This window comes from Mesorhizobium sp. ArgA1 (assembly GCF_053714375.1).
Window position 1 is genome coordinate 159,163 of the sequence record NZ_JBSKBQ010000002.1, and the last position, 21,932, is coordinate 181,094.

Annotated in this window: 19 protein-coding genes and 1 tRNA gene; 6 read left to right on the top strand and 14 right to left on the bottom strand. The window is 63.0% G+C overall.

Annotated elements, in window-relative coordinates; translation table 11 throughout:
• Positions 1 to 4: 4 nt before the first annotated feature.
• Positions 5 to 1,048 carry an ABC transporter substrate-binding protein gene (locus ACWGTI_RS08070; RefSeq protein WP_454586617.1) on the bottom strand — a complete coding sequence of 348 codons (1,044 nt, stop codon included), beginning with the start codon at positions 1,046 to 1,048 and terminating at the stop codon, positions 5 to 7.
• 215 nt (positions 1,049 to 1,263) lie between these two features.
• Between ACWGTI_RS08070 and ACWGTI_RS08075 the strand changes: the two genes are divergently transcribed.
• Positions 1,264 to 2,262, top strand: a complete 999-nt coding sequence (locus ACWGTI_RS08075; protein WP_454586618.1) for a LacI family DNA-binding transcriptional regulator — start codon at positions 1,264 to 1,266, stop codon at positions 2,260 to 2,262.
• Positions 2,263 to 2,333: 71 nt separating this feature from the next.
• Here ACWGTI_RS08075 and ACWGTI_RS08080 read toward each other — a convergent pair whose 3' ends face one another.
• Both ACWGTI_RS08080 and ACWGTI_RS08085 read right to left on the bottom strand, forming a co-directional pair.
• Positions 2,334 to 3,116 (bottom strand): DUF1499 domain-containing protein, encoded by a 783-nt coding sequence (locus ACWGTI_RS08080; RefSeq protein ID WP_454586619.1) that lies wholly within the window; start codon positions 3,114 to 3,116, stop codon positions 2,334 to 2,336.
• 107 nt (positions 3,117 to 3,223) lie between these two features.
• A complete protein-coding gene (locus ACWGTI_RS08085) occupies positions 3,224 to 4,852 on the bottom strand; it encodes a fatty-acid--CoA ligase (protein WP_454586620.1) in 1,629 nt (542 codons plus the stop codon).
• A 209-nt stretch (positions 4,853 to 5,061) separates the two neighbouring features.
• Between ACWGTI_RS08085 and ACWGTI_RS08090 the strand changes: the two genes are divergently transcribed.
• Together ACWGTI_RS08090 and ACWGTI_RS08095 are read left to right on the top strand one after the other, a co-directional pair.
• Positions 5,062 to 5,478, top strand: coding sequence for a hypothetical protein (locus ACWGTI_RS08090; RefSeq protein ID WP_454586621.1), 417 nt, complete (start codon positions 5,062 to 5,064; stop codon positions 5,476 to 5,478).
• A 144-nt stretch (positions 5,479 to 5,622) separates the two neighbouring features.
• Positions 5,623 to 6,012, top strand: coding sequence for a DUF427 domain-containing protein (locus tag ACWGTI_RS08095; RefSeq protein WP_454586622.1), 390 nt, complete (start codon positions 5,623 to 5,625; stop codon positions 6,010 to 6,012).
• A 161-nt stretch (positions 6,013 to 6,173) separates the two neighbouring features.
• On the opposite strand, the gene ACWGTI_RS08100 is transcribed toward ACWGTI_RS08095, so the two are convergent.
• The 3 genes from ACWGTI_RS08100 to ppdK all read right to left on the bottom strand — a co-directional run bounded on the left by ACWGTI_RS08100 (position 6,174) and on the right by ppdK (position 11,017).
• Complete coding sequence (locus ACWGTI_RS08100) at positions 6,174 to 6,944, bottom strand: polysaccharide deacetylase family protein (protein WP_454586623.1); 771 nt, start codon at positions 6,942 to 6,944, stop codon at positions 6,174 to 6,176.
• Positions 6,945 to 7,034: 90 nt separating this feature from the next.
• Positions 7,035 to 8,138 (bottom strand): glycosyltransferase family 9 protein, encoded by a 1,104-nt coding sequence (locus ACWGTI_RS08105; RefSeq protein WP_454586624.1) that lies wholly within the window; start codon positions 8,136 to 8,138, stop codon positions 7,035 to 7,037.
• Between the two features lie 173 nt (positions 8,139 to 8,311).
• Entirely contained in the window at positions 8,312 to 11,017 is a 2,706-nt protein-coding gene (gene ppdK / locus ACWGTI_RS08110) for a pyruvate, phosphate dikinase (RefSeq protein WP_454586625.1), read from the bottom strand.
• Between the two features lie 242 nt (positions 11,018 to 11,259).
• Between ppdK and ACWGTI_RS08115 the strand changes: the two genes are divergently transcribed.
• Together ACWGTI_RS08115 and ACWGTI_RS08120 are read left to right on the top strand one after the other, a co-directional pair.
• A complete protein-coding gene (locus ACWGTI_RS08115) occupies positions 11,260 to 11,604 on the top strand; it encodes a VOC family protein (protein ID WP_454586626.1) in 345 nt (114 codons plus the stop codon).
• 104 nt (positions 11,605 to 11,708) lie between these two features.
• Positions 11,709 to 11,783, top strand: a tRNA-Gln gene (locus ACWGTI_RS08120).
• Positions 11,784 to 11,899: 116 nt separating this feature from the next.
• On the opposite strand, the gene ACWGTI_RS08125 is transcribed toward ACWGTI_RS08120, so the two are convergent.
• The 8 genes from ACWGTI_RS08125 to ACWGTI_RS08160 form a co-directional block, all read right to left on the bottom strand.
• Complete coding sequence (locus ACWGTI_RS08125; RefSeq protein ID WP_454586627.1) at positions 11,900 to 12,331, bottom strand: hypothetical protein; 432 nt, start codon at positions 12,329 to 12,331, stop codon at positions 11,900 to 11,902.
• Positions 12,332 to 12,665: 334 nt separating this feature from the next.
• Positions 12,666 to 12,896 carry a hypothetical protein gene (locus tag ACWGTI_RS08130; RefSeq protein ID WP_454586628.1) on the bottom strand — a complete coding sequence of 77 codons (231 nt, stop codon included), beginning with the start codon at positions 12,894 to 12,896 and terminating at the stop codon, positions 12,666 to 12,668.
• 519 nt (positions 12,897 to 13,415) lie between these two features.
• Positions 13,416 to 13,868 (bottom strand): hypothetical protein, encoded by a 453-nt coding sequence (locus tag ACWGTI_RS08135; RefSeq protein ID WP_454586629.1) that lies wholly within the window; start codon positions 13,866 to 13,868, stop codon positions 13,416 to 13,418.
• A 67-nt stretch (positions 13,869 to 13,935) separates the two neighbouring features.
• Positions 13,936 to 14,412 (bottom strand): Hsp20 family protein, encoded by a 477-nt coding sequence (locus tag ACWGTI_RS08140; RefSeq protein ID WP_454586630.1) that lies wholly within the window; start codon positions 14,410 to 14,412, stop codon positions 13,936 to 13,938.
• Between the two features lie 305 nt (positions 14,413 to 14,717).
• Positions 14,718 to 15,701 (bottom strand): NAD-dependent epimerase/dehydratase family protein, encoded by a 984-nt coding sequence (locus tag ACWGTI_RS08145; RefSeq protein ID WP_454586631.1) that lies wholly within the window; start codon positions 15,699 to 15,701, stop codon positions 14,718 to 14,720.
• A gap of 108 nt (positions 15,702 to 15,809) precedes the next feature.
• Complete coding sequence (gene smc / locus ACWGTI_RS08150; protein ID WP_454586632.1) at positions 15,810 to 19,268, bottom strand: chromosome segregation protein SMC; 3,459 nt, start codon at positions 19,266 to 19,268, stop codon at positions 15,810 to 15,812.
• A gap of 69 nt (positions 19,269 to 19,337) precedes the next feature.
• Positions 19,338 to 20,069 carry a DsbA family protein gene (locus ACWGTI_RS08155; RefSeq protein ID WP_454586633.1) on the bottom strand — a complete coding sequence of 244 codons (732 nt, stop codon included), beginning with the start codon at positions 20,067 to 20,069 and terminating at the stop codon, positions 19,338 to 19,340.
• Positions 20,070 to 20,225: 156 nt separating this feature from the next.
• Entirely contained in the window at positions 20,226 to 20,732 is a 507-nt protein-coding gene (locus tag ACWGTI_RS08160; RefSeq protein WP_454586634.1) for a DUF721 domain-containing protein, read from the bottom strand.
• Between the two features lie 64 nt (positions 20,733 to 20,796).
• On the opposite strand from ACWGTI_RS08160, the gene mutY reads away from it, so the two are divergent.
• Complete coding sequence (gene mutY, locus ACWGTI_RS08165; protein WP_454586635.1) at positions 20,797 to 21,930, top strand: A/G-specific adenine glycosylase; 1,134 nt, start codon at positions 20,797 to 20,799, stop codon at positions 21,928 to 21,930.
• The last annotated feature ends 2 nt before the right edge of the window (positions 21,931 to 21,932 follow it).

Genomic DNA, 21,932 nt, shown 5'->3' on the forward strand with positions numbered 1-21,932 from the left:
AAGCTCAGCGGTTCATCATTTCATCGAAGGCTTTTTGGGCGGCCTCGCCGTTCTTGACCCACCAATCCGCATTCGAAAACACCGAAGTGCCGGCATTGTCAGGCGCGGTCGCCAAGGTCTTCAGACGGTCCTCAGGAATAAGGCCACCTTCATAACCGGCAGGATTGACCGGGCCATAGGCGATGAAGTCGGTCAGCTTCGCCACGCGCGCGGGCTGTGTCATCGCCGCGATGAGCTTCATGGCTGCTTCCTTGTTCGGCGCCCCCTTCGGCACCGCAAGACAGTCGGTGCCGATGACCGAACCCTTGAACGTGTAGTCAACCGTGCCGCCATCGGCTTTCACGGTCTGTGCCCGACCGTTCCAGGTCACGACCAGATCCGCCTCACCATCTTTCAGCAACTGGGCGGACTGCGCTCCCGAGGTCCACCAGACCGAGACATTCGGTTTGATCGCCTCGAGCCGCTTGATTGCGCGCTCCAGACCCTCCGGCGTGCTGAGCACGGGATAGACGTCGGTCGGCGCCACCCCATCGGAGAGCAGCGCGATCTCGATCAAGTCCTGCGCATTGGCGCGCAGCGCGCGGCGGCCAGGGAATTTGGCGACATCCCAGAACTCGGCCCAGGTCTTCGGCGACTTCTCGCCATAGGTCTTGGTGTTCCACGACATGACAGTGCCATAGGAGTCGAACGGATAGCAGTAGTCGGACTTCGCGCCGGCGGGCACGGAGTTGGGATCGATGATCTTGTAGTCGAGCGGCTCCAGCAGCGACTGTGCCGCCGCCTGCGCGCCTTCTGGCGAGCCGAGATGGATGATGTCGGTGGTCACCGCACCCGAAGTGACCTGCATCTTCAGGGCGGCAAGGCCGTCGCTTTGCGTCTCCTCACGGATATCAAAGCCGAGCTCCTTTGCAGCGGGGGCCCACATGGCCTCCTTAATGGCGTTGCCATAGTCGCCGCCCGCGGTGGTGATGGTGACGGTTTGGGCATAGACGGGCAAGGCAACTGAGACCGCGATCGCTGCCAGGGAAATGCGTAGTAAACGGGACATAGTTTCTCCTCCTCCGGATTCATCGAAACGCCGATAAAATCGGCTTTTTTGTTAATCGTAACGTTACGATTGCTGAAAATAACCCCGGAGTCAAGCTGGTGCCAGGCAGGTCCGTTCAGGTTCGCCGAGCCTGGATTTGACCCTCAGGTCGAATCCGGTAACGTTACGATGCCCAGCAAAATCAGCCGGCGCTTTCGCAAATCAAGTCGGGCGACATGGCCAATCTAAAACAGATCGCGGCGGAACTTTCCCTTTCGGTGACTACGGTGTCCCGCGCTCTGAAGGATGGGCCGGAAGTGCAGCCCTCGACCATAGCCCGCGTCAAGGAGGCGGCGAAGAGGGTCGGCTATGTCCCAAATCATCATGGGCGCGCGCTGAAAACCGGACGAACCCTGACGCTGACGGCAGTGCTGCCGATGGAGACGCGCGACTACCTGTCCGATCTGGCAAAGCTTCCCTTGATCGAAGGCATGACGCTGGCTGCGCGTCAAGCGGGTTATAGCCTATCCATCTATTCGACCACGCCCGATGACGATCCCGTCGAAAGCGTGCAGCGCCTGCTCCACGCGCGCAGCGCGGACGGCCTGATCATCACGCGCATGGTCTCGGGTGATCCGCGCGTCAAGCTGCTGCTGGATCAACGCGTTCCGTTCGTCGCGTTTGGAAGAACCGACCTGAACATCGCCTATCCCTATGTCGATATCGACAATGAGCAAATTGCCTATGATGCGACCCAACGGCTCATGGACAAGGGCTGTCGACGCATTGCATTGCAACTTCTCGTGCCGAAGGATCAGGCGAGCGCCATGCGTCTTGCAGGCTATGGAAGGGCGATGGCCGAGGCCAGTATTCCGATTGACCAATCGCTGATCGGTCATGGCACGTTCACGGTGGAATCGAGCGCAGCCTGGTTCGATAGCCTGCTGGCGTCGTCAGATCCGCCGACGGGCTTGGCATGCGCCAACGAATTGGGCCTTCTGGGAGCGTTGCACGCTCTCGGCAGGCGCGGTCTCGAGCCGGGCCGCGACGTCCACGTCGTTACACGCGACAACACGCGTCTGGCGCGCTTCCTGCCGGCGAAGATCGGCGTTCATTCCGTAGACATGGCAGACGTCGGGCACAAACTCATCGAGGTTCTGGAGAGCCGGATCGTCAATCCGCTTGGGCCGATCGCGACAGTCTTATTGCAAGGCAGATACGACCCCGCCGAGTAGTCTGCCCGCGGACTCAATCCGCATTTTTGCGGCGCCGAGCGATTCCGATTGGCCGTCCGATGCTCTGGATGTCACTCAGCCGGCGCAGCACCCACCTGGCCCGCAACTTCCTGATCGAGCTCAGCGAGGAAGCCAACGATTCGCGCGGCATTGTCGCCGAGGTCGTAGCGGCCGTAGCGGGAGGCCGAGCGCATGTCGACGACGACCGAGTCGCCGTCATTGCTCACCCGGATGGCGATGTCGGCGGGCAGGCCGACCACGAAGCTCCGGGCCACTGCCGATATCGTCACCTCGTCCTGACCGTCTGTCGCCGGGTATGGCGCGGTAAGCTGCCAGTCGCGGCGGTCGAGCACGGTTTCGACGGCGTCGACGACGGTTTCGAACGGCAGATTGTAGCTGTGGCCGGTGACCAGCGGATAGGCATCGGTTTGCAGGCGCGCCTCGCCCGGGGTTAGCGGCGATAGCACGTTCATATCCTTGGTGCGGTCGCTGGTGTCGAGCACAGGCGGATTGTCGAGATCCGTCGAGATGTCCCTGAGCGGCGGTGTGGTCGCCGCCCAATAGGCGGCGATGCCGTAGGGCGTCAGCACCAGTAGCGCCAGCAAGGCACCGACCGAGAGGTCGCGGCCGCCGCGGTCGCCGAAATGCCACAACCTGGACAGAGCGAGGCCTGCAAACAGCAAGGCGAAGGCGGCAAGCAGGGCGACAATCGCCAGCACCCACAGGAAGGCCGGCGTTTCGACCAGTTCGAAATGATGGCCGGCCAGCGCGGTCAGCAGCAGCACCAGGGCAAAAGCGCCCGTGCGCCGCGACCAGCCGGCCGCCGTCGATGTCTGCCGCTCGTCAACGTCCATTGTCTTCAGCACCGCCCCACCCCGCACAGAGGCTTAGAGCAAAGGCCGCTCAAATTGAACATCCCCTGCCTAACGTTTTCGACAGCCCAAAAAGCGCACGACCTCAATCAATCCGTCGGCAGCCGATAGTCGCGGAACTGCTGACGCAGGGTGATCTTCTGGATCTTGCCGGTGGCGGTGTGCGGGATTTGGCCGACAAACGCTATATCGTCTGGCATCCACCACTTCGCCACCTTGCCGTCCATGAAGGCCAGTATGTCGGCCTTGCTCGGCTCCTTGCCCGGCTTGGCGACCACGACCAGCAAGGGCCGCTCGCCCCATTTCGAATGATGGACGCCGATTGCCGCGGCTTCGGCGACATCGGGATGGCCGACGGCGAGGTTTTCCAGGTCGATGGTCGAGATCCATTCGCCGCCCGACTTGATGACATCCTTGGCGCGATCGGTGATCTGCATATAACCGCCCGGATCGATATGGGCGACGTCACCGGTGTCGAACCAGCCGTCCTTGTCGAACTGCTCGGAGCCGACGCCACCATAGTAGGCCCTGGCGATGGCCGGACCGCGCACCTTCAGCCGGCCGAAGGTCTTGCCGTCCCAAGGCAGTTCCTTGTCCTCGTCGTCCGTCACCTTCATTTCGACGCCGAAGGGCGGATAGCCCTGCTTGCCCTGGACATCGAGCCGGGCTTCGCCCTCGAGCTCTTGATATTGCGGCTTCATGGTGCACAGCGTGCCGAGCGGTGACATCTCGGTCATGCCCCAGGCATGGATGACCTCGACGCCGTAATTGTCCTGGAATTTCCTGGTGATGGCGCGCGGGCAGGACGAGCCGCCGATGACGACTTTGCTCAGATGGGGAAGCTTCTTGCCAGTCTCCTCCAGATGCTGCAGCAGCATCATCCACACGGTCGGCACGGCGGCGCTGAAGGTCACCTTCTCGGTGTCGAGCAGTTCATAGATCGAGGCGCCGTCCATCTTGCAGCCGGGCATGACCAGCTTGGCGCCGATCATCGGCGCGCTTTGGCCAAGGCCCCAGGCATTGGCATGGAACATCGGCACGACGGGCAAGATGGTGTCCCGCGCCGAGATGCCCATGGCGTCAGGCATGGCGGCGATCATGGCGTGCAGCACATTCGAACGGTGGCTGTAGAGCACGCCTTTGGGATCGCCTGTCGTGCCCGAGGTGTAGCACATGCCGGCGGCGGTGTTTTCCGGGAACGTCTTCCAGGCGAAGTCGCCATCGGCCTCGTTCAGCCAGTCCTCATAGGCGACCACATTCGGCAGCGTCGTCTCGGGCAGATGCGCTTTGTCGGTCAGCACGATCACCTTGCGCAGCGATTTGACCGCGCCGGCGATCTTTTCCAGCAGCGGCATGAATGTCAGGTCGACGAAGATCGCCCTGTCCTGCGCATTGTTCATGATCCAGACGATCTGCTCGGGAAACAGCCGCGGGTTTAGCGTGTGGTAGATGGCGCCGATGCCCATGATGCCGTACCAGGCCTCGATGTGGCGTGCGGTGTTCCAGGCCAGGGTCGCGATGCGGTCGCCGAGAACAAAGCCATCGCGTTCGAGCCGTTGGGCAACCTTCAGCGCGCGGCGATGGATCTCGGCATAGGTGGTGCGCACGACCGGACCTTCGATCGAGCGCGACACGATCTCGCGTGTCCCGTGCTGCCGCTCGGCATTGTCGATCAGCTTGTGGCAGAGTAGTGGCCATTCCTGCATCAGTCCGAGCATCTGGTTCCTCCCATTGGTTCCTCGTTCTACCGCTTTTTGTTCCATTGTGAGACGAACGGGCCGATTGTCCAGCCATCAAGTCTCCAACCGTTAACGGCTGAAGCAAGCAGTGATCGAACGCTAGAGAAAACCGCCACAATCCGGCCATCGTCGGTGTTAACGTTCGTTAACGGGGCAAGGGGTGCGATTGGCGACTGAAAGAGGTTCGCATGGACGCGCAGCTCGACGACAGGCCGTTGGACGAGAGCCAGGCCGAAGACGTGCAGTTGGACGATATTCAACTCGACGACAAAGAGCTTGAAGATACGCTGGCCGCAAGCCTGGCCGATCTGGTGCCGGAGGCCAAAAAGGTTTCCGAAGACGAATTTGTCGAGGTTGTCGGCGGCGCCCTCGAGGCGGTCGGCGGCACGCTGTTGTTCAAAATGTGCGTCCAGAACGAGGGCGAAGGCCAGCATGTCGCGGCCGCGTCCATCGGTGACGGCGGCAATCGCCAGTTCCTGCTGCTCACCTTGCCGACCGGCGGCGGCGCGCTGAAGGTCGAGACCACGTCAGGAAGCACCAACCCGGTGGCCGGCATTGCCGCTGCCTATGCCGGCCTCATGGACGTCTTCAAGACCGCAGCCTGAGCGTTCGCTACGCGATCGTTTCAACGACTGACCAGGCACGCCTGGCCTGCTACGACGGCCTTGCGCAACAGGTTCTCCGAACACACCTTAAGGGCGAGAGCAAATCCCCCGTCGCGCTCCCAACTGGACAAGGAGAACCCCCGCATGGACCAGATCGCCAACCCGGCCCCCGGCTTTCAGAGCAATCCGGCCAAGGTCATCACCGTCGAGCCTTATCGCGGCACGGTCGTCGTGCGCGCCGGCGATACGGTGATCGCCACGTCAACGCGGGCGAAGCTTTTATCCGAACCGCCCTACCCCCAGGTGCTCTACATCCCTTTCGCGGACATCGATTTCAGCCAACTCGCCAAAACCGCCCATTCGACGCATTGCCCCTACAAGGGCGACGCCAGCTACTGGAGCGTGCTGCCGGCCGGCGAAACCGGCAAGAACGCGATGTGGGGCTATGAGCAGCCTTTCGACGAAATGGCAGAAATTCGCGATTACGGGGCGTTTTATCCCAACAGGGTCACGATCGACGCCACGCCGGCCTGAGGGGGTGCGACATCGATAGCGTTGGTTGCGCCACATGCCTTGGAGATTGGCCGGAACGCACGTCGCGTCGCCATCCACGGGCGAAGCTGTAAGGCCCTAGCTAGCTTCAGATGCCAGAGGTAGCGCTGTCGAACGGCGGATACGACTACCGCCGCCGCAAGCTAATCAGTCGTGCCGTCATTGCCGACCCCATCGGCGTCATCGAGGCGGACGAAGGTGAGGCCCTTGGCCTTGAGCGCCAGCAGGCCTTGCACGACGCCCTCGCCGGCCGCGTGAGTCGGCTGGTTGATGTGGGCGATGATGACATCGCCATCCTTGGCGGCGGCGATGCGACGGGCGGTTTGTTTCGCGCCGAGCAATGAGCCGCCGTCGCCGTTTATCGAAAAGCCGGCGATCTTGAAGCCGAGCTTGCGGATCATGGCGATGGCCGACGGGCTGTATTCGGCGGTCGCGCCGCGGAACCATTTCGGGGCCGGCTCGCCGGTGCCGGCCAGAGCGGCCGCGCCCGACTCGACTTCGGCCTGGACCGCTTCAGGGCTGCCGGCGCTGCGGATGCCGTAGATTTTCTGCGGCGTGTCGACGGCCGGGACGTGACGGCCGCCATGGTTTTCCAGTTCGAACAGATCGGGATGCGCGCGCATGATCTCGACGGCGGCGGCATTGCGCTTCAGCCAGATGCCGGTGACGAAGATCGTCGCCGGAATCCGGTTCTCCACCAGCGCCGAGAGGATCCGGGTGTCGGTCTGCCCGCCGCAGGCGTCGAGCGTGAGCGCGACGCGGCCCACACTGCCGGCCGCGTCCGCCTTAAGGCGCAGCGTCGGCTCGACAAGTGGCGCTGCATGGGCCGAAGACACGGCCAAGATAAATAGCGCCAAGGCGCAAAGCAGCTTCTGCAAGGGATGCCTGTCTTGTTTCGGAATCGGCGTTGTCATTGCCGCATCCCAAGACGGGCATCAAGGCGGAAATCGGGATATCAGCCATGAGAAAGGCTGATATCCCGAGAATGTGACCGCCGCGCACCGTCAGACGGCGTGCTCCAGCTCCACTTGCGTTCGCGACAGGATCTCGCGCACCGCTGCGACGACCGGTTCGACCTCGAGGCGCCAGACGCAGCAGGCCTTGCTGGGATCGAGCGGGTTGCACAGGCTGCCCGCTACACAATTGCACGGCATGGACGGCTGCAAAGCGACGCTGGGCACGCCGACCGGCCCCCATATGGCCGGGCTGGTGAGGCCGTAGAGGCCGACCACCGGCGTTCCCGCGGCTGCGGCCATGTGCATTGGGCCGCTCTCATTGCCGACAAACATGCGCGCCTGCTGCAACATCGCCAGCAGTGTTTCCAGCGACATCGCACCGACGAGATTGACGATCGGCGACGTGGCCCTGGTCAGGATTTGCTCGGCCGGCTTGCGCTCGTCCGGTCCGCCGACGAGCACAAAATCCAGTCCGGTCTCGCGCGCAATCGCGTCGATCACGGCGGCAAAGCGTTCCGGCTGCCAGCGTCGGCCGTGAAAACTCGCGCCGGCATGCACGGCGATGAAACCGTTTGGCCGCAGGCGGTGTTTGTCCAGCAATGCATGGGCTCGCGCGGTCTCCAGCGGCAAGGGCCGGATCGACGGCGCGCGCACGCGCAGGCCGACGCCAAGCGGCTCGAGCGGCGAAAGATAGCGGTAGAGGTAATGCTGCTCGCCAAAGCCGAACGGCCTGGCAAACAGATTCGCCGGCTGACGCTCATGCCAGCGCAGCGGCCTTTCCGGAGGGTTATAGCCGATGCGTGTCCTGGCATTGAGGAGCCTGACGATGATGCGCGAGGTCTTTGAATCTGTCAGGTCGATGGTCAGGTCGAAGCGGAACCGGCGCAGCTTGCTGATCATTGAATAGAGTTCGCGCCCACGCTCCAGCGGGGTGCCGCGCATGGCCGCGCGGTTGAAGCTCACAACCTCCGACGCGATGCCATGCGCGGTCACGAAACTGGCGAGGCGAGCCTCGCAGAGAAAGACGATCCTGACGCCGGGATATTCGAGCTGCAGGTTCCTGGCGAGCGTGGAGGATAAAACAATATCGCCGATGAACTTGGTCTGGATGATCAGGATCGAGCGATAAGGCGTGGGCGAAATCTGCAACATGTTTTTCTCGGCACCGGGCGGGTTGGAGCCGTGAAATTGGGCAGAAACGATGTCGGGATTGCGTGCGCGGATGCGCACATCAGCGTGAATTTGCTTACAAAATCGTAAGCTTAGTGGCAAACGGCCGCCCTTGGGACGGCCGTTTGGTCGACGCGGAAAGAACTATGTCGAAATCAGGATGCCGCGGCGCTCTTTTTGAGGCGCGGCACTGCTGTCTTGGCAATCTGCACCGCGGCTTGCGCGGCGGCCAATCTTGCGATCGGAACGCGGTAGGGCGAGCACGAGACATAGTCGAGGCCGACCTCTTCGCAAAAGCGGATCGAGGCCGGATCGCCGCCATGCTCGCCGCAGATGCCAAGCTTGATACCCGGCCGCGTTGCCCTGCCCTTTTCAGCCGCCATACGCACCAGTTCGCCGACACCCTCGATGTCGAGCGAGACGAACGGATCCTGCTCGATGATACCCTTCTGCCGGTAGGTCTCAAGGAAGGACGCCGCATCGTCGCGCGAAATGCCGAAGGTGGTCTGGGTGAGGTCGTTGGTGCCGAAGGAAAAGAACTCGGCTGACTCGGCGATGACGTGGGCGCGGATCGCCGCGCGAGGGAGCTCGATCATCGTGCCGGTGAGATAGTCGATCTTGACGCCGGTCTCTTCCATCACGCTTTTTGCCACGGCATCAATGCGTGCCTTGACGTAATCGAGTTCCTTCACCAGGCCGACCAGCGGCACCATGATCTCGGGGACCACCAGCGCGCCGGCCTTCTTGCCGGCCTCGACCGCGGCCTCGAAAATGGCGCGCGCCTGCATCTCGGCGATCTCGGGATAGGAGACGGCGAGGCGGCAGCCGCGATGGCCGAGCATCGGATTGAACTCGTGCAAGGCCTCGGTGCGCTGCCTGAGCTTGTCGGGCGAGACATTCATAGCAGCGGCGACTTCCGCCACTTCCGCCTCGGTCTTTGGCAGGAATTCATGCAGTGGCGGATCGAGCAGCCGGATCGTCACCGGCAGGCCGGCCATGATCTCGAACAGTTCGAGGAAATCCGAACGTTGCATGGGAAGAAGTTTGGCCAAAGCGGTGCGGCGGTCCTTCTCGGTGTCGGCCAGGATCATCTCGCGCATGGCGACGATGCGCTCGCCGTCGAAGAACATGTGCTCGGTGCGGCAGAGACCAATGCCTTCGGCGCCGAAGGAACGCGCCATGCGCGCATCGAGCGGCGTCTCGGCATTGGTGCGTACCTTCATGCGGCGCACGGCGTCGGCCCATTCCATGATGGCGGCGAAATCGCCGGACAGTTCGGGCTGCAGCATCGACACGGCGCCCTTCAGCACCTGGCCGTTGCTGCCGTCGATAGTGATGATGTCGCCCTTGCGAAAGGTCTGGCCCATCGACATCAGGGTGCCGGCCTTGTAGTCGACGCGCAGCGAGCCGGCGCCCGACACGCAGGGCTTGCCCATGCCACGCGCCACCACGGCGGCGTGGCTGGTCATGCCGCCGCGGGTGGTCAGGATGCCCTCCGAAGCATGCATGCCATGGATGTCTTCGGGGCTGGTCTCGATGCGCACCAGGATCGCCTTGCGACCTTGCGTCTTCAGCTCCTCGGCATCGGCGGACGAGAAGACGATCTCGCCGGTGGCGGCCCCAGGCGAAGCCGGCAGGCCCATGCCGATGACGTCGCGCGCGGCCTTGGGGTCGATGGTCGGGTGCAAGAGCTGATCGAGGGAGGCCGGGTCGATGCGGGCGACCGCCTCCTCCTTGGTGATCAGCCCGTCCCTGGCCATCTCGACGGCGATCTTGAGCGCCGCCTTGGCGGTGCGCTTGCCGGATCGCGTCTGCAGCATCCACAATTTGCCGCGCTCGATGGTGAATTCGAGATCCTGCATGTCGCGGTAGTGCTGTTCCAGGCGGTCGGAGATGTCGACGAAGGAACGGAACGCGTCCGGCATCAGCTTCTGCAGCGACGGCTTGTCGGAACCGGCGGCGATGCGCGCCGCCTCGGTGATGTTCTGCGGCGTACGGATGCCGGCCACGACATCCTCACCCTGCGCGTTCACCAGGAACTCGCCATAGAGCATCTTTTCGCCGGTCGAGGGATTGCGGGTGAAGGCAACGCCGGTGGCCGAGGTTTCGCCCATATTGCCGAACACCATGGCCTGGACGTTGACCGCCGTGCCCCAGCTTTCTGGGATGTCATGCAGGCGCCGGTAGGTGATGGCGCGGTTGTTCATCCAGCTCGAAAACACGGCGCCGATCGCGCCCCAGAGCTGCTCGTGCGGATCCTGCGGAAACGGCTTGTCGAGTTCCTCCTCGACCTTGGCCTTGTAGAGCGCAATGACGTCCTGCCATTCCTCAGCCGTCAGTTCGGTGTCGAGCTCGTGGCCGAGGCTCGCCTTCTGGTCCTCGAGGATCTCCTCGAACACTTCGTGGTCGAGCCCCATGACGACATCGGAATACATCTGGATGAAGCGGCGATAGCTGTCATAGGCAAAGCGGGCATCGCCGGAATCGGTGGCCAGCGCTTCGACTGTCTCGTCGTTGAGGCCAAGATTGAGCACGGTGTCCATCATGCCCGGCATCGAGGCGCGGGCCCCGGAGCGTACCGAGACCAGCAGCAGTTTCGACGGATCGCCGAAACGACGCCCGGTCAGCGCGCCGATATGGTCCAGCGCCTTGACGACGTCGGCCTTCAACGTGGCCGGATACGATTTGCCGTTGGCGTAATAGGCGTTGCAGACGTCGGTGGTGAGGGTGAAGCCCGGCGGCACCGGCAGGCCAAGACTGCACATCTCGGCCAGGTTGGCACCCTTGCCGCCGAGATGATTGCGGTCGCCGGCACGGCCTTCCGCGGCACCATCGCCGAAGGTGTAGACCCATTTGGTCATGCTCGCCCTCCAAGTCCTCGGAAGATAGACAACACTTCCCCGGAAGATAGACAACACCGCGGCCAAGGCCCGGTTCCCCCGCATTCCGACCCGAGCGTTATTATGCTGCAGTGCGAAAGGCAAGGCATGGTCAGGCGAGCCTCGGCCACTACAATCGATTAAGCAAAAGCTGCGTCAAAAAGACTTGCCGACCAGTCGTCCGCGATATAGAACATAACATGAACATAGTTGGGAGTAGCGTGATGAGACTCAACGGAAAACTCGACTATCTCGAATTGCCTGCGACCGGCGGGACGCTGGACAGCGTCAAGGCTTTCTACAGCGCGGCCTTCTCGTGGTCGTTCACCGATTACGGGCCGACCTATTCGGCCTTTGGCGAAGGGCTTGACGGCGGCTTCCAGGCCGATGGCACGGAGGCGCCGGCCAAACCGTTGCCGGTGCTTTATTCGCAGGATCTGGAAGCAACCTTCGACGCTGTCGAAAATGCCGGCGGCACGATCGTCAGGCCGATCTTCTCGTTTCCGGGCGGCAGGCGGTTCCACTTCACCGATCCTGCCGGCAATGAACTGGCGGTCTGGGGCGAATAGAGATCACCGTGCCAAGCGGTGGATCAGTTTTGCACAGGGGGCCAACTCGGCATTGAGCTTTCCACCGGCTCGTCCTATAAGGCCGCCCGCAGCGGGTCGCCTGCTGGGGCGTCGCCAAGTGGTAAGGCATCGGTTTTTGGTACCGACATTCCCAGGTTCGAATCCTGGCGCCCCAGCCAATTCACATGCCTCTCGGAATCAATGATTTACAGACGCCGTGAGTGGCTGCCGTCGGCGGTATCTGACTCCCCACGCGGCCCGACTCCATCCACAGAGCCGGGCCGTGCGAAAAGGATCAGTAGTCGTTGTCGTCCTGGATGATAACGTGATGATGCCGATGATGGCGACGCTCGACCGAGCCAGTCACGATGACAGTATCCGGGCGATGATGTCTGCGGCCGTGGTCGTAGAACGCAACCGTGCCGTGTTTACGGTGATGGAGGCGTTGACCCTGATCATTGATGACCTTGACGGTCTTGTGATGGCGACGCTCGATCGAGCCGGTCACGATGACAGTATCCGGGCGATGATGTCTGCGGCCGTGGTCGTAGAACGCAACCGTGCCGTGTTTACGGTGATGAAGGCGTTGACCCTGATCATTGATGACCTTGATGGTCTTGTGATGATGTCGATGATGGGTTGCGATGATTACGTCAGCTTCGGCTGCCGACGCTATCGTCGGCATCGCGATAAACAGCGCCAACGCGCTTACGATCATTGTTTTCATTGCAATATCTCCGTCTGCTAATTGGCCCTTCGCGGGGATAACCGCGTCCCATCCCTTTGGTTCCGAGTGGCGTCGTCGGGTCACGCGGCGCGATCAGTGACCGCTGCTGCCGAGCATTGCGGCATGTCGAAAGAGGGAATTTCGCCACCAGGTCTTGTTGGCGGGACGCTCTTTCAGAGCCGACCCGAGGCGTTGCGCAGCTCGGCAAAGCAGCGCTGCGCACGACCCCCTCCATGTCATCGCGTTCGATCACCTGAGCTGTGGTGTGAAGCATCTGCCTTGTGAGGAAGACCGTCGGCACGCGCCTTCCGAGAAGACGACCAATCAGGCCGTCTCAGATGCCGTAAGCAAGTGCAAAGTAGGCCACCGGTGCCAAGATCAGCAAAATCCCCATCGCGATCAGCACGGCGATCGCCAGGCGCTCTGTTCGCCTGACAAGGTCAGCGACCTTGTCGTCGTCAGCCGACGGTATGAGGTCAAGGACCGAAGAAACTTCAGGAGGACTGTCGTTGTCGTTTGCGGGTCGGGTCACCCCTTCACGCACTGATCTCTGGACAAAGGTCACTGTTGGCCTCTCTATCGAATACGCCACGCCGCTTGGCGGGTGCCACAAACAATCGGGTGCCCGCTAGTCTTTGGAGAATGGCGGGCACCCGATTGACCGCCGATGAAGGGACTCATACTCGGCAGCCTGCTTGCAATGTATTGGGAGGGCATAGGTTGCCGCCTCCAGACCTATGGCTGTGACCCCAGGACTTCAGTCAATACCCTGTTCCGACCTTGGTCCGCAGTTCGACGAAGGGGTGGCGGACATTTGTTTCGACGCAGAAGAACGCGGGAACATTAGTAGGCTCTGATGAGTTCACTCTCAGCAACACAATTTTGGGAGAGATATCGTGAACAACATAATCTGGCTCGTCGGAGCAGTCGTCATCGTGATTGCGATACTGAGCTTCTTTGGCCTCCGATAGACGTCGTGTCTGCCGAATTGGCGATAACCGCGAACTCGCTGGCGCAACTGGAAGCGATTCAGCACGCTATGGGGCCACGCCACGTAGTCCCATAGCGTGCGTTTTCCCGTTCCCTACGCCAAGGCAGGCTCGGGGATGGTAGTTGCGCCGCCATTGCCTCGCTTCGGCGGAATTGCGCAAAAAGCAGGACAAGGTGGCGGATCATCGTCGTCATCCCGCCCCAGGCGACGAAACCAAGGGGACAACCGCCTCAGCGGCCTTCGATCGATGGGCTTTCGCCACGATGTCCGAAGCCGATACTGCGCGTCAGGGTGTTGACCGTCGAGCGCTTTCAGAGCGTCAACAATTGCATCAATCGTCACGATTGAACCGTCATCCAACTGACGCAGCATCGGCATTCCAGCGACGGCGCGCGCGTCGGATGCCCACGAGGCGAGTAACGCCCGTTTGTCGACGATGCTCATTGTTGGGTGGTGGAGGACATCATCAGGATGTCCCAGTATTTCCGACATGCTGCCGGGGTTGCGTGCTTCGGTTTGTGAAAGGATTTCAGATTCCCTGGTCATCTCCATTCTCCGCAATCAAGGCCTCCCGGCTCGGCCGGGAGGCGGGACCGCAGGGTGAGGTGGTGGGTCAGGCTACCTTGCTGTGTGGCCGGGTATCCTGGCTGATCTGCCTGGCCTGCAAGCCTTCCTTGTCGGTCGATGTCCCAATGCCAATCCGACGCGGCTTCAGCTCCTCGGGAATGTCGCGAACCAGATCGACCGACAGCAAGCCATTCTCCAGTGTGGCATTCGCGACCTTCACATAGTCTGCCAGCTTGAAGACCTGTTTGAAGTTTCGCGTCGCCATGCCGCGGTGAAGAATTTGCCGGTCGCTTTCCTCGGGCTGTTTCTGACCGGTTACAATCAGTTCAGGGCCGTGTTGTGTAAGCTCGACCTCATCGCGGCTGAAGCCGGCGATTGCCATCGTAATGCGATAGTCGTTGTCGCCGGTCTTCTCGATATTGTAGGGCGGCCAATCCGACCGCACTGTGTCATCGAGCATGTCAAAAAGGCGGTCAAAGCCGACCGTCGTGCGATACAGGGGGGCGTAATCATAGCTTCTCATAGCCATATCCTCCGTGAAGCAACATGGTTTCCAAGCTACGTCGCGGGGGGTGACCGCGACGCCTATTTGTCGAGCTTAAGCCTCGACGGCGAGCGATTTGGGAATGCCAAGGAGACCTTTCAAGAGGGGGCTGCAAAATTTTTTGAGGTTGCCGAAGCACCTTGTCGGCGCGCTTTCCGCAGCCGCCAATGACCGCTCGACGGGTTCTTCCTGTTAATGAGTTTTCCAGGTCGCGTTGCGGTTTGTTCCGATCTGTCCAGTGCGGTTTGGCATCGCCTGGTTCTGGAATGCTGAGGCACTGGCGATCACCTCGTGACCAATTTCGCCATCCATTCCGAGCGGTACCAATCGACGAATTTCTTCAGGCCGTCCTCGATCGAAATGCTGGGGCGAAAGCCGAAATCGCGCTCCAACGCCGTCATGTCGGCATAGGTCTGCTCGACATCGCTGGTCTGCATCGGCTCGTTGTTGCGGATGGCTTTGACGCCGAGCAGCCGCTCCAGCGTGGCGATGAAATCGTCGAGCCGCTCCGGGCGGTTGTTGCCGACATTGTAGATCCGGCACGGCGGGGCCTCGACCGGCGGCTTGTCGAGCACGGCGACAATGGCGCGTACGACGTCGTCTATATAGGTGAAATCGCGCCACATCTCGCCATCGTTGAAGACGCGGATCGGTCTGCCCTCCAGCATCGCCTGGGTAAACAGCCAGTAGGCCATGTCGGGCCGGCCCCAGGGACCGTAGACGGTGAAGAAACGCAGCCCGGTCTGCGGCAGGCCGAAGAGATGAGCGTAGGTATGGCTCATCAGCTCGTCAGCCTTCTTGGTGGCAGCGTAGAGCGAGACCGGCCTGTCGACCTGATCGGTTTCCGCAAACGGTACCTTGCGGTTGCCGCCGTAGACCGAGCTCGACGAGGCATAGACCAGATGCTCGAACCCGACTGCCGCGCGGCAGAATTCGAGCACTTCGAGGTGGCCGACGACGTTGGAGCGGACATAGAGCCTGGGATTGTCGAGCGAATGGCGCACGCCCGCCTGTGCTGCCAGATGCACGACCTTGACGATGCCTTGCCCGGCGAGCGCATCGGCGAGCGCGCCCTGCTCAGCGATGTCGAGCTGGTGAAAGGAAAAACCCTTGTGTGGCTTGAGACGCGCGAGCCGGCCCTCTTTGAGCGCCAGGTCGTAATAGTCGTTCATGTTGTCGACGCCGACGACGGCTTCGCCGCGGTTCAGCAAATGATGGCAGACATGGCTTCCGATGAACCCCGCGGCTCCGGTGACGAGTACAGGCAACAACGTTCTCCAGGCACATGACCAAGCCAGCCATAAGAGGCGATTGGCTGCATTCCATTGGTGCTATAGTCGAAAGCCGAGATTGAGGCCATTGGCCAAGCTGACGCGTCAGCTCGCCTCGCGCATCGCCTCGGCGGCCTGCAGATCGACCGAGACCAGCTGGCTGACGCCCTGCTCGGCCATGGTTACGCCGAACAGCCGGTTCATGCGCGCCATGGTGATCGGGTTGTGGGTGATGATGACGAAGCGCGTCTCGGTAGTGGCGGCCATCTCATCCATCAGGTTGCAGAAACGCTCGACATTGTGATCGTCGAGCGGCGCGTCGACTTCGTCGAGCACGCAGATCGGCGCCGGGTTGGTCAGGAACACGGCAAAGATCAGCGACATCGCCGTCAGCGCCTGCTCGCCGCCCGAGAGAAGCGTCATCGTCTGCGGCTTCTTGCCGGGCGGGCGCGCCAGGATTTCGAGCCCGGCTTCGAGCGGGTCGTCGGATTCGATCAGCTGCAGTTCAGCCGTGCCGCCTCCGAACAGATGCGAGAACAGCCGCTGGAAATGGCCGTTGACGACGTCGAAGGCGGCGAGCAGCCGCTCGCGGCCCTCGCGGTTCAGGCTCTGGATGGCTTGCCTGAGCTTGCGGATCGCCTCGATAATGTCCTCGCGCTCGGAAACGATGGTCTCCAGCCGGTCGGACAATTCCTTCTGCTCTTCCTCGGCGCGCAGATTGACGGCGCCGAGCCGTTCGCGCTCGACCTTCAGCCGGTCGAGCTGGCGCTCGATGTCGGCCATTTCCGGCATCGGGCTGTCGACCTCCAGCCCGGTATGGCGGATGACCAGATGCGGCGGCGTGTTCAGCGTTTCCTGGATGCGCGCCTCGACCTCGAGTCGGCGTTCGTCGGCCGCGGTCAGCCGCTCCTCGGCGCGGACGCGGGTTTCGCGGGCATCGGCCAGCGACTGGATCGCCGCGGTGGCGGCCTTGTCCAGCTCAGCCTGCTTGTTTTCGGCCTCCTGCAAACGGTCGGCAGCCGCCTTGCGCAAGGTTTCGGCCTCGGTCAGCTGTGACAGCAGCGCGCGGCGCCTGGCGTCGATCTCGTCCGGGGCGTCGGCCAGCGTTTCGCGCTCGGCCTCGGCTTCGGCCCTGCGCTCGCCGAGCGAGGCGATCTGGGTGGAGGCGTTTTCGGCCCGCTGCAGCCAGCTGCTGCGCTCGGCGCCGATGGCGTCGAGCCGGCGCGTGCGCGCCTCGGCCTCGCGCCTCAAACCCTCATGGACGGCGCGCGCGTCGGCAAGGGTCGCGCGGTCCCTGCCGACATTGGCGGCGGATTGTTCGAGCTGCAACTGCAAGTCGCCGAGATCGGGCGCGTCCTGCAGCAGCATTTCGGCCTCGGCAAAGGCGGCGGCGGTCTCTTCATGGCTGTCGACGATGCGCGCCCGCGCCTCGTCCAAAGCGGCACGGCGGCTCGCCAGCTCGCCGCCGGCCTTTTCGGCCTCGGCCAAAGCGTTGCGGGCGGCGTCCAGCCCGTGCTGGGCATCGCGCCCGGCCTGGCGAGCATTGCGTTCAGCTTCGCTTGCCTGGCGCAGCGCCTGTTCGGCCTGGGCAAGCGCGGCTTCGGCCTCGCGCACGATCTGCGTCGCCTGTACCGCCTCGGCGTCGAGCTCGGCCAGCCGGTTCTTCTGCGCCAGCCGCTGCGCGGCAGCGGTCGGCGCATCGGCGCTGGCGGTCAGTCCATCCCAGCGCCACAGCGCGCCGTCGCGGCTGACCAGGCGCTGGCCGGGTGCTAGCAGTGCCTGCAGCCGGCGGCCGTCAGCAGCATCGACGATGCCGATCTGCGCCAGCCGGCGGGCAAGCTGCGACGGCGCGCTGATCACGCTGGCAAGGCTCTTGATGCCTTCCGGCAGAGCCGCATCGCCCGGCTTGACCTGGCTTTCGCCCCAATGCACCGGCGCGCTGCGGTCGAGCGGTACGTCGAGGTCTTCGCCAAGGGCAGCACCCAGGGCCGTTTCATAGCCGCGCTCGACGCTGAGCTGTTCGAGCACGGATGGGAAAAGATCGCCGCTGGCGGCGTTCAGGATCTTGGCAAGCGTACGGGCTTCGGTCTCGATACCGGCGAGTTCCGCCTTGGCGTCCTGCAGCGGGGGACGGGCGGCACTCTCAGTCTCGCGCGCCTCGGCGACCGCCTGTTCGGCAGCAACGGCGCCGGCCTCGGTTTCCTCCAGCCGGGCAAGCGCGTCCTCGACCAGCGCACGCTTCTCGGCGGGATCAGGCAAGCCGGCGACTTTGGAGATGATCTCGGACAGTTCGCGGTCGACGTCGGCCAGCTGGCGGCCAAAACGGTCGCGGCGTTCGGCGGTTTCGCGCAGCGTGCGCTCGATCTGGTTTCGCGAGGCGGCGGCTTCGGCCCGTTCGGCGGTCAGCGCAGCGAGTTTTGCTTCACTTTGGGCGAGCGTCGCGCCGGCCTGCTCGAAAGCGGCGCGCGTGGTGGCCTCACGTTCCGCGGCACCGGCATTTTCGGAGTTGAGCGTGGCCTCTTCGTCGCGCAGGCGCTCAAGGATGTCCGCATTGTCGCGCACCATGCGCTCTTCGCGGGCGATGTCGCCGTCGAGTTGCTGCAGCCGGCGCTCGAGTTCGGCCTGGCGGGCACGGATGCGGCCGGCCTCCTCCTCGATCTGCGCCTTGGCGATCGACAGGCGCTGGAAGGCGGCCGCGGCCGCGGCCTCAGCGTCGCGCAAGTCGGGCAGCCGGTGGGCGGCGATGCCTTGCTCGCGGGCGGCAGCCATCTGCGCAGCGGCGCGGTCGCCGACCAGAGCAGTGGCAATGGCGAGTGCCGAGCGGGCCTCGCCCTCTTGGGACTTGGCCAGTGTCCAGCGCAAATGCAAGAGCGTGGCTTCCGCCTTGCGGATATCGGCCGACAGATTCTTGAAGCGGGAGGCCTGGCGCGCCTGGCGCTTCAGGCTTTCGATCTGGCTCTCCAGCTCACCGACGACGTCGTCCAGCCGTTCAAGGTTCTGTTCGGCCGCCTTCAACCGAAGCTCGGCCTCATGCCGGCGCGTGTGCAGGCCGGAAATGCCGGCCGCTTCTTCGAGCAGCGCGCGGCGCGCTTGCGGCTTGGCCTGGATCAATTCGCCGATGCGGCCCTGGCCGACCATCGACGGCGAGCGGGCGCCGGTCGACTGGTCGGCGAACAGTAGCTGCACGTCCTTGGCGCGGGCTTCCTTGCCGTTGATGCGGTAAAGCGAACCTGCCTCGCGCTCGATGCGGCGCGATACCTGCAGTTCATCGGCGTCGTTGAAAGCGGCGGGCGCGGTGCGGTCGCTATTGTCGAGGAACAGCGTGACTTCGGCGGTGTTGCGGGCCGGGCGCGTTCCCGAGCCGGAAAAGATCACGTCGTCCATGCCGGACGCGCGCATGTTCTTGTACGAGCTTTCGCCCATCACCCAGCGCATCGCCTCGACAAGGTTCGACTTGCCGCAGCCATTCGGCCCGACAATGCCAGTCAGGCCGCGTTCGATGACGAACTCGCCGGGTTCGACGAAGGACTTGAAGCCGAGGAGGCGAAGGCGCGAAAACTTCATTCGCGCCTGCCCGGAAGACACAGAGATGCGCAGACGCCGAAGCGCAGTCGCTCCGGCGCCGCCTGGACGTCAGAGCAGAGGGTCGATGATGGCCGATATTTCCTCAATCGACATCGCACCTTTGTAGGTCTTTCCGTTGATGAAGAAGGTCGGCGTCGAGTCGACCTTGAATTCATCGGCGCCGCGCTTCTGGACCGATCTCACATCGTCCAGAAGTTTCTGGTCCGTCAAGCAGGCCTCGAACGACTCCTGTGTAAAACCGGCGAGCTTGGAGATCTGCAGCAGGGCGTCCTTGGTGTTGTTGACGCCGACCCAGTTAGCCTGCTGCTTGAACAGCACGTCGACCATCGGAAAATAATTGTCCTTAGAACAGCGCGCCAGCATGAAACCGGCTTCGGCGCTCGGATCGAACGGGAATTCGCGCAGGATGTAACGGGCCTTGCCGGTGTCGATGTATTTGGCCTTCAACTCAGGGAAGGTGGTTGCGGCGAAATGCGCGCAATGCGGGCAAGTCATCGAGGCATATTCGACGATGGTGACCTTGGCGTCGTCCTTGCCGAGTTGCTTGTCGGGCAGAGCGCCGGGCTTCAGCAGCTGAGCCATGTCGACGTCGCCGCTCGATTCCGGCGCCTTTGCCGCGGCAGGCGTGGCAGGCGTCGCGGCAGGCACGGCTGGCGCCGCAGGCTTTACGTCCGCAGCCTTGGCGTCCTCGTCGGAATCGCTGCATGCGGCGAGCATTGCCACTGCCGGAATGGCTGCCAGCGACGACAGAAGGTTTCTGCGGGACAAGCTACGGTTCATGCGAATCACCTGACTATGGTTGGATTTTGCAATGCAAAGGCTAGAAAAGGCGAGAGTTGGCGGGAATTAAGGCATCGCCGTCCCCATTCCAATCGGCTAACTCTATATGCATCATCACGAATGCGCGAGATTGGTGACGGGTTCATGACCGGCCGACTATCCTGGTCGCTTGCGCTCGCCAAGAATGGTGGCGCCCAGCCGCTCCAGCGAGGCGCGCAAGCCTTCATCCTCGATCTTGCCGACCGTATCGGACAATTTGGCCTTCTCGACAGGCGTCAACGGCCTGGGAGCCGGCTTGGGCCGAGCCTTCTCTGACAGCACCGGCTTCTGCACGATCCTGATGCGGCCGATTGCGTTGAAACCAAGGAAGGCGTTGACCCGGTTGATGATTTCGCCGGTCTCGTGCTGCAGATGGAGTGCGGCCATGCCTTCGCAGGCGATGACCAGTGTCGCCGGCTCGAACGGGTCGTCCTCATGCATGCGGCGCGGCCACTGGATTTTTTCCGGGCGCGAATGGCCGGCGAGCCTGGTGCCGGCGATCTCTTCCCACGACTGCACCAGGCCGATCGAAATGCCCGCCCGCTTGCGCAGCACGGGATCGAGAATCTGGGTCGCGAGATCGCTCACCGGAACGGGATTGCCGTAGGGCGTTCTCCCTGCCATGTACGTTCTCCAGCCACGCTCCTCACCAGCCAGACCTTACCAACCAAGAGCCAGCCCGCGATCAATGGCACTGCACGAACAGACCCGCAAGGCCGCATCCCATGACAGCAGCAAAGCCGCGTCCGGAGACATCGCTCTCCGCCTGCTCGGCTGGTACGACGCGCACCACCGCGAACTGCCATGGCGGATCACGCCGCGCGCGGCCGTGGGTGGCGCGCTGCCGGATCCCTACCGCATCTGGCTGTCGGAAGTGATGCTGCAGCAGACCACGGTCGAAGCGGTAAAATCGTATTTTCGCGCTTTTGTCGAGAAATGGCCTGATGTCGTGGCATTGGCCGCGGCACCGACCGAGGATGTGATGAAGGCCTGGGCCGGGCTCGGCTATTATTCGCGGGCGCGCAACCTCAAGGCCTGCGCCGATCTCGTCGCGGGGCAAGGTGGGCGATTTCCGGATAATGAAACGGGATTGAGGGAATTGCCGGGGATCGGCGCCTATACGGCGGCGGCGATCGCGGCAATCGCCTTCGACCGCCCGGCGGCGGTCGTCGACGGCAATGTCGAACGCGTCGTATCGCGACTCTATTCGGTCGCTACGCCGCTCAGCGAGGCAAAACCCGAAATCCGCGCGCGGGTCGAAAGACTGGTTCCGCAGACAAGGCCGGGCGACTTCGCCCAGGCGATGATGGACCTCGGCGCCACGATCTGCACGCCAAAGCGGCCGCGGTGCATGCTGTGTCCGTTGCGCGAGGATTGCAGCGCCCTCCTGTCCGGCGATCCCGAGCGCTTTCCGGTGCGCTTGCCGAAGGCCGACAAGCCCCTCAGGCGCGGCGCCGCCTTCGTTGCCGAGCGCACCGATGGCGCCATCCTGTTGCGCAAGCGGCCGGAAAAGGGCCTGCTCGGCGGCATGACCGAAGTACCGACCTCCGGCTGGACCGCACGGATCGACGGCGCGACGACTGCGGACGCGGCGCCCTTCCCCGCCGACTGGCGGCGCGCCGGTGAGATCGCGCATGTCTTCACCCATTTCGCGCTCGAACTCGAAGTCTTTCACGCTCACATCGGAAGTGATGCTCCTGATGGGTATTTCTGGTCGCTGGCCCATGACATTTCCGGGGAAGCGTTGCCGACCGTCATGAAAAAGGTAATCGAAGCGGCGATACCGGGAGCGACCAAAAAGAAGCTCGCCTCGAAGGGATAAAA